Source organism: Mannheimia haemolytica, assembly GCF_004342115.1.
GTDB lineage: Bacteria > Pseudomonadota > Gammaproteobacteria > Enterobacterales > Pasteurellaceae > Mannheimia > Mannheimia haemolytica.
Genome location: NZ_SMAC01000052.1, coordinates 1 through 5,325 on the forward strand (window position 1 = coordinate 1; position 5,325 = coordinate 5,325).

General features: G+C 44.8%; 9 protein-coding genes. All 9 read right to left on the reverse strand.

The window, feature by feature from the left end; all coding sequences use genetic code 11:
- Positions 1–93: 93 nt before the first annotated feature.
- Positions 94–468: a hypothetical protein gene (locus tag EDC41_RS13000; protein ID WP_061888665.1), complete on the reverse strand. Its 375-nt coding sequence runs from the start codon at positions 466–468 to the stop codon at positions 94–96.
- Entirely contained in the window at positions 468–1,709 is a 1,242-nt protein-coding gene (locus tag EDC41_RS13005) for a phage late control D family protein (protein ID WP_061888664.1), read from the reverse strand. Before EDC41_RS13005 ends, EDC41_RS13000 begins: the two co-directional genes overlap by 1 nt.
- The gene (locus EDC41_RS13010; protein ID WP_061888663.1) at positions 1,709–2,146 is read right to left on the reverse strand and encodes a phage tail protein; all 438 of its coding nucleotides are present in this window, start codon (positions 2,144–2,146) and stop codon (positions 1,709–1,711) included. The genes EDC41_RS13005 and EDC41_RS13010 overlap by 1 nt, the downstream gene beginning before the upstream one ends.
- The gene (locus EDC41_RS13015; protein WP_006250974.1) at positions 2,146–2,532 is read right to left on the reverse strand and encodes a hypothetical protein; all 387 of its coding nucleotides are present in this window, start codon (positions 2,530–2,532) and stop codon (positions 2,146–2,148) included. The genes EDC41_RS13010 and EDC41_RS13015 overlap by 1 nt, the downstream gene beginning before the upstream one ends.
- A gap of 60 nt (positions 2,533–2,592) precedes the next feature.
- Positions 2,593–2,733: a GpE family phage tail protein gene (locus tag EDC41_RS13020; protein WP_100067200.1), complete on the reverse strand. Its 141-nt coding sequence runs from the start codon at positions 2,731–2,733 to the stop codon at positions 2,593–2,595.
- Complete coding sequence (locus EDC41_RS13025; protein WP_006248177.1) at positions 2,733–3,047, reverse strand: phage tail assembly protein; 315 nt, start codon at positions 3,045–3,047, stop codon at positions 2,733–2,735. The genes EDC41_RS13020 and EDC41_RS13025 overlap by 1 nt, the downstream gene beginning before the upstream one ends.
- A gap of 80 nt (positions 3,048–3,127) precedes the next feature.
- Positions 3,128–3,634 carry a phage major tail tube protein gene (locus EDC41_RS13030; RefSeq protein WP_006250976.1) on the reverse strand — a complete coding sequence of 169 codons (507 nt, stop codon included), beginning with the start codon at positions 3,632–3,634 and terminating at the stop codon, positions 3,128–3,130.
- Between the two features lie 8 nt (positions 3,635–3,642).
- Positions 3,643–4,824 (reverse strand): phage tail sheath protein, encoded by a 1,182-nt coding sequence (locus tag EDC41_RS13035; protein ID WP_061888662.1) that lies wholly within the window; start codon positions 4,822–4,824, stop codon positions 3,643–3,645.
- Positions 4,825–4,925: 101 nt separating this feature from the next.
- Positions 4,926–5,189 carry a hypothetical protein gene (locus tag EDC41_RS13040; RefSeq protein WP_061888661.1) on the reverse strand — a complete coding sequence of 88 codons (264 nt, stop codon included), beginning with the start codon at positions 5,187–5,189 and terminating at the stop codon, positions 4,926–4,928.
- Positions 5,190–5,325: the final 136 nt, after the last annotated feature.

The window sequence follows — 5,325 nt, forward strand, 5'->3', positions numbered from 1 at the left end:
GATTTGGGTGGAAAAGAATTTAAGCTCAAATTAATCTGACAGACACGGTAATTTAAAACGGGGGACTGTCAGATTAGGTTTGATCTTCTACACTTAAAGGCCTGGAATACTCCACCCTCTTAGATGTACTAAATGCACTGCAATCCGATAAATCTTCTCTTCACACGGTTTTGAAGGTTCTACCTGAAGAAGCCCTGAAATCCATAGTTGCCGCTGGTTTGAAGAAATTTCTTGGCATAGGTTAGCAAGCGGTTCCCATTCAACAGGGCTGTAAATATACCAGTCCTCAATCATTCCAGTGCATTCAAAATATCCACAGCAAGCACCGTGTAACACATAAAACGGTTGGCGAATATCGTGCTTGAGGTAGATGTGAACCTTACCTTTTTTCACGCTCATTCTGCCTTCCCATTTTTGGTTGTCGTCATAAAGGTTGTTTGGGTTTCCGTAGGGAACATTTTGCGTCATTACTCTTTCTCCTCTTTCGGTTTTAACTCCATCTCTAACGCTGTTGTAAACCCACCACCTTTATTTAAACTGTGCGTAACCTGTGAGATTATCCACTCATTGCTATCAATCTCCGCCTTAAAGCCTGAAACCTGAACCGGTAATTCGGGGATAAGCTCGGCATTGCCCTCGGCAAGAGTTAGGCTAAAAGTTGCCACACCTCGCTCAAGCTTTGCAAAATGGTTTTTACACGCATTAATCGCTGATTGCTGGCTAATATAGGTATGAGGTAGGGTTTTAATTGCCTCACTGTCGCTTTCAATCGGTTTGCTTTGCACCACCGCATTAACTTGTCTGCCCTTGCCTTTTACAAAGACGGTCTCTTTAATGCTTTTACCGTCTTTGCCTTTTATTGGCTTGCCGTCTGCTCCACGTTTTACTTTGGTCTTTTTCCGCATTGTGGGCTTAGTCACTTTTTTAACTTGGCTGTTTTCGTCCCACGTCACCTCGCCTCGCTTGCCGGTTTGCGTGTTGTGCCAATAGGCTTTAACCGCTTTGTAGTTATCCCCTTCGGCAATCGAAAAACTGTGGGAATCCCCCGAACTGCGGGTAATGCGAAACAGGGGTAACGGTTTACCGCTTGCGGTTGTGGCGTTTCCGGCTTTAATGAAAATCAAATTGCCGTTTTTCACAGTGGCGATGGCATCGAATTGTTCTGCGAGGCGTTGCAAGAGATTAATAGAGCTTTCGTTGGTTTGGTCAATGTGTTTCACCTCCTCGTTTTCAAACTCCTTGCCCACTATCGGCTTGAGTTTGTTCTCTTCGGCGATCTGTTTCACAATTTTACCAATAGTCGTGCGGTGAAAGCTCCGCTCGTGTCGATTGGTCAGCGTGCCTCGCAAGTCGGCACTTCTTGCCCGAATCGTCACTTTATCCGGCGGGCCGTCGTGGGTTAGCTCGTCCACTGTGTATTCGCCCTTGTAGGTCAGGGGGCTGTTTTGCCAGCCTAACCCGACCGATAAAATCGCTCCTCGACTTGGCAAAGCGAGTAAGCCATCAGTGTCGTCCAGCTCTAAATCCAGCTGATCTGCCTCAAAGCCTCGGTTGTCGGTTAAGGTAAGTTGAATTAAGCGGTGAGTAATCAGGCTGGAAATATCTTTGGCTTTTTCGCCCTCATTATCTTTGCTTGGCTTTGGGCGAACCGTCACCGAAACAGCCGGTGTGCGGTGGTTATGATTGGTTAGCTCTGCTAAAAAATCCATTAAATAAACCCTGCGACCTCATCAATAATATTGGCGAGCAGACTATCATCAACCCGTTTAAGCGACATCGAAAAGCTAATCGCTCGGGGAGTGCCGTCTGCAAAAAAGGTGGTTTCCTGCTCGCTGATTCGATCAATCACAAACCAGCCTAGCACCATAAAGGTTGAACCACTAATCAACGGATAAGCCGAGCCTTGCTCTGCCATCATCTCAAGGGCAAGAATTGACATTTTGCCCCCGGTAATTTCAGGGCGTAGCTCGGCTGAAATCTCCATTGTCTCCCCTGCCTTGCCGGTAAATTGGCTTTTTGGCATTGCCCCAACCACATCATTTTGAACGTGCGACCAGTTCATCTCTCGGCTGGTGTCTTGGTAAGGGATTGTCGATCGCATAAACACAAAATAGCCTAGCGACATCATTGCGAATTGTTGGAGCATTACTTATCTTTTTTTAAGTCTGAATTAATCACTTCATCAAGTTTTAACTCAATGGCTTGAATAGATTTATCAAATAATCTTTGCGAGGTCGGATTAGCGATGATCTCTTGCCCGACATATACTCCCACCATTGCATAATAGGTATTTTTTGAAGGGATAATCGCTCCAATAATCGCAGATGCAATCGCTACTTTAATGGCAAGATAAACTTTTGTTTTCCCCCAATTATGCCATTTTATTTCTGCCTTATCGTACTCACTGGAGTTAGCACAAAAGGTTATACCTCCAACAATACATAAAATAATCGCAAGCAAGAAAAATACGTTAATGATAACGTGAACTTTCCCAATAAAATCAGCGAGCCAAATTAAAAATAAGATCATCATAAACACCTTTCTAAAAGCGGTCGAATTTTGCAAATTTTTTGCGAAACACGACCGCTTGTTTTAACTTTCTACCCCACTTCGTAAGCGGGCTTTTTCTCGCCATTGCCCGAGTTCGACAATCGTCATTTCATCAAAGGCATTGGGTGTCCAATGAAACACGGTAGCAATATCAGCAATAGCGTCATCAACAAACTGTGGAATTAGGCTAAAATCTCGCCCTTTCCCTGTTCTTCGCTGTCCTCTTCGTCTGCCTCATCGAAGTCTTCGCTCATTAAATCTAGGGCTTTGCCGGAAAGTTTAAGTAAATCTGCTGCCGACATTGTGGCAAAATCGGCTTTGTCTAATTTTGGCGTGGTAATGCGTGGCAGTACAATACACCACTCATCAACGCTTAACTGCATTAATGAGGTAAGATTTGTGCCACGCAGTTGTTTGGTTAATGGCTTACGCACCTCAATCTCGGTAATACGTTTTTCACCACGCAAAATGCCTTGTTTTAATGTTACTTTTTTCATTGTTTAATCCTTAATTATTTATCGTTAAAAGCCCCTTGAAAAAAGGGGAAGGGGCTTTTGGGGAAAATTTAGGGGGAAATCTATAAACCCATTGCCTTGCGAATTTCCGCTAAGCGGTCTTTGCCATCGACAATGTAAATTTGGTTGAGGGTGTCGATTTCGATAATATCGACACCATTCACCGTTTTTTTGTAATAGGTTAGCGAGGCTTTATAGCTATGCTCGGTATCATTACCGGCTTTGCTTGAGCCTTCGTCAATTTCAGCGATTCGCCCACGGCAGACTAACTCCACCGCATCGACTGAATCGTCATCATCGTGTTGGTATGCACCGTTGAAACGGAACGCATTACCACTGATTGTCCCACCGAATAACTTGATTAAATCGTCTTCGTGTCCGCCCGTTTTAAATTCAAGCTCCAGTTTTTCTAAACCCATATTGATACCCACAGGGGCAATCATTCCGCCTGCACGGTAGTCTTCAAGTTGCATAGCCAGTTTCGGCTGTGTCACTTCATTGGTTTCGCCCAAATAGCTTGTGCCGTCCACCGAAAAATTAAAATTCTTAAGTTTTGCCGGTAATCCCATTTTTACCTCTATAACGCTTTAAGTGTATTGACTAAATCCACTACATATTCATCATTGACCCGTTGCTCTAAGCCTAGGCTTTCGAGGGACGGAATCCAATGGTAATCGTATTTAATAACAAATTTGCCTGATTTGATAATATCTGCGGTGATCTCTTCAGCTACCCAAACTCTTGCACCTAAAATGCGAGGGTCATCACCCGATGCCCAAGAGCGGAGCTTGTTGTTAATCGCCTCTAGCATTGTTTTCACACGCAACGGTGTGAGTGGCATATCCACCGCCCAAGTTAAGCCTGCACCGATGGTCTCTTTAATGATTTGAGCTGTTCGCACCGACTGCTGAAACGCCCAGCGGGTATCGGTGGCAAGAGTGCGTGAACCCCAATAGCGGAAACCGTTATGGTTTAAGCAAATGGTAATGCCTTTTTCGTTGAGGTAGTTTGCCTCGGTTGAGCTCTCGTTAATATCAAACTCTACCGGTTTAGTGATACCGGTTACACCGTCTAGCTCTACGTTTGAGATGTTTTTATGCCAGCCGACTGTTTTGTCAATATAGGCTTGCAACGCACAAGCTCGGGCCACCGCATAATCGGTATCATAGGCTTTTTTGTCGGTGTTATACGATTGCCAGTCACCAAAAATCATCATACCTTCACGCTGGGAGAAATTTTGGCGATAGGTATATGCCTGTTCTTTGGTGGTTGCACCGTTATCTGAAATAAACGCAAACGCATTCAGCTTTTTAGCCACGCTTAATAGTTCGGTCGCAACGGCTTGATTATCGTGCTGTGGCACACAAAGCAATTTCGGCTTAACAAACACGGTTGATTGAGCGGTTAATAACGCCTTAATACCGGTAAATTTGCCGTTTTCCTGCGTGCCGACAATATTTGCGGTTAAGGTGTCGTTATCGTCCGACTCCGCAACTCGTACGATCACCGTTGGCGTTTTAACGATTGAGCCAATCGAATTAAGTGTGCGGCGTAACGTGCCGGTGCTACCTGCTTTTTCAAGGTAGTTGAGCGGATTAGTAATTAAAACGGGCGTATTCAGCGGAAAAGTCTCGGCATCGGCTTGGTCTCCGGTGCAGACTACCCCAATGACAGAGGTTGCAGCGGTGGAAATGGTGACACCACCTGCATTGACCTCAACCACCTCAACGCCGTGTAGATAGGTATCTAAAATTGACATAGTTATCCTTGTGTTGGGAAGGGTTAAATAACAGGTAAGACTTTAAAAAATAACCGCTCGGGTTGCGAGCGGTTCGGGCTGTGAAATGCGGTTTAACAGGATTAAGTGATTTCGGTAAACTCCGGCGGGTATTGCTTTCGTTTAATCTCGCTTTCATAAGCAGTCTTGCAATGATTTTTGTCAAAAAACAAGCCATTCACAAACGCATACCAAAAACGCCAACGCTTTTTCGGCTTTTCCGCAAGCACTGCACCACGGTAGCAACGGCTAGAAAATGTTTCGTCCGCTGCTCCGCCGGTGAGAGCGTTAAAGAGTTGGTCTATGGCAATTAAGTTATGGTAGAGATAGCTTTTCATTTTGCTCATTTAAAAAGTCCTCATAGTTTTTTGTCCACCCCGCCAAATAGTCATATTCAAGCGGATTTTCAGCTTGCTCTAAAGCCGCCTTGTGCTGGCGAGCAATGGTATGATTGTGGTTTTCGGCTTGCAGAATTGCAGCAAT

Excerpts from the sequence above, each read along its gene's own strand:
- EDC41_RS13040 (WP_061888661.1), bottom strand. The coding sequence starts at position 5,189 with ATGAGCAAAATGAAAAGCTATCTCTACCATAACTTAATTGCCATAGAC.
- EDC41_RS13015 (WP_006250974.1), bottom strand. The coding sequence starts at position 2,532 with ATGATGATCTTATTTTTAATTTGGCTCGCTGATTTTATTGGGAAAGTT.
- EDC41_RS13000 (WP_061888665.1), bottom strand. The coding sequence starts at position 468 with ATGACGCAAAATGTTCCCTACGGAAACCCAAACAACCTTTATGACGAC.
- EDC41_RS13025 (WP_006248177.1), bottom strand. The coding sequence starts at position 3,047 with ATGAAAAAAGTAACATTAAAACAAGGCATTTTGCGTGGTGAAAAACGT.
- EDC41_RS13030 (WP_006250976.1), bottom strand. The coding sequence starts at position 3,634 with ATGGGATTACCGGCAAAACTTAAGAATTTTAATTTTTCGGTGGACGGC.
- EDC41_RS13035 (WP_061888662.1), bottom strand. The coding sequence starts at position 4,824 with ATGTCAATTTTAGATACCTATCTACACGGCGTTGAGGTGGTTGAGGTC.
- EDC41_RS13010 (WP_061888663.1), bottom strand. The coding sequence starts at position 2,146 with ATGCTCCAACAATTCGCAATGATGTCGCTAGGCTATTTTGTGTTTATG.
- EDC41_RS13005 (WP_061888664.1), bottom strand. The coding sequence starts at position 1,709 with ATGGATTTTTTAGCAGAGCTAACCAATCATAACCACCGCACACCGGCT.